The following is a 1,686-nucleotide window of genomic DNA, read 5'->3' on the forward strand; positions in this document are numbered from 1 at the left end:
TCATCAGACAATCTGTGTGGACACCACGCAGGCACTTCTACTCGGTAAGGAGGTGATCCAACCGCAGGTTCCCCTACGGTTACCTTGTTACGACTTCACCCCAGTCATGAATCACAAAGTGGTAAGCGCCCTCCCGAAGGTTAAGCTACCTACTTCTTTTGCAACCCACTCCCATGGTGTGACGGGCGGTGTGTACAAGGCCCGGGAACGTATTCACCGTAGCATTCTGATCTACGATTACTAGCGATTCCGACTTCATGGAGTCGAGTTGCAGACTCCAATCCGGACTACGACGTACTTTATGAGGTCCGCTTGCTCTCGCGAGGTCGCTTCTCTTTGTATACGCCATTGTAGCACGTGTGTAGCCCTACTCGTAAGGGCCATGATGACTTGACGTCATCCCCACCTTCCTCCGGTTTATCACCGGCAGTCTCCCTTGAGTTCCCACCCGAAGTGCTGGCAACAAAGGATAAGGGTTGCGCTCGTTGCGGGACTTAACCCAACATTTCACAACACGAGCTGACGACAGCCATGCAGCACCTGTCTCAGAGTTCCCGAAGGCACAACCGCATCTCTGCAGTCTTCTCTGGATGTCAAGAGTAGGTAAGGTTCTTCGCGTTGCATCGAATTAAACCACATGCTCCACCGCTTGTGCGGGCCCCCGTCAATTCATTTGAGTTTTAACCTTGCGGCCGTACTCCCCAGGCGGTCGATTTAACGCGTTAGCTCCGGAAGCCACGGTTCAAGACCACAACCTCCAAATCGACATCGTTTACAGCGTGGACTACCAGGGTATCTAATCCTGTTTGCTCCCCACGCTTTCGCACCTGAGCGTCAGTCTTCGTCCAGGGGGCCGCCTTCGCCACCGGTATTCCTCCAGATCTCTACGCATTTCACCGCTACACCTGGAATTCTACCCCCCTCTACGAGACTCTAGCCTGTCAGTTTTGAATGCAGTTCCCAGGTTAAGCCCGGGGATTTCACATCCAACTTAACAGACCGCCTGCGTGCGCTTTACGCCCAGTCATTCCGATTAACGCTTGCACCCTCCGTATTACCGCGGCTGCTGGCACGGAGTTAGCCGGTGCTTCTTCTGCGGGTAACGTCAATGAACAGACGTATTAAGCCTGCCCCCTTCCTCCCCGCTGAAAGTGCTTTACAACCCGAAGGCCTTCTTCACACACGCGGCATGGCTGCATCAGGCTTGCGCCCATTGTGCAATATTCCCCACTGCTGCCTCCCGTAGGAGTCTGGACCGTGTCTCAGTTCCAGTGTGGCTGGTCATCCTCTCAGACCAGCTAGGGATCGTCGCCTAGGTGAGCCTTTACCCCACCTACTAGCTAATCCCATCTGGGCACATCCGATGGCAAGAGGCCCGAAGGTCCCCCTCTTTGGTCTTGCGACGTTATGCGGTATTAGCTACCGTTTCCAGTAGTTATCCCCCTCCATCAGGCAGTTTCCCAGACATTACTCACCCGTCCGCCGCTCGCCGGCGGGGAAGCAAGCTTCCCCCCGCTGCCGCTCGACTTGCATGTGTTAGGCCTGCCGCCAGCGTTCAATCTGAGCCATGATCAAACTCTTCAATTTAAAGTTTGATGTGTTTTCCGAAGAAAACGGTGCTCAAAGAATTTACTGTTTATTCGTAATGAATTAACTGTTGTCACTCTTCAAGACTTTCACTAAATA

1 rRNA gene is annotated in these 1,686 nt (G+C 53.5%); it reads right to left on the minus strand.

Annotation, left to right across the window (positions count from 1 at the left end):
- Positions 1–45: 45 nt before the first annotated feature.
- Positions 46–1,587: ribosomal RNA gene (locus FAZ14_RS07350) — 16S ribosomal RNA — on the minus strand.
- Positions 1,588–1,686: the final 99 nt, after the last annotated feature.

This window comes from Dickeya oryzae, from assembly GCF_009372235.1.
Taxonomy (GTDB): Bacteria; Pseudomonadota; Gammaproteobacteria; order Enterobacterales; family Enterobacteriaceae; genus Dickeya; species Dickeya oryzae.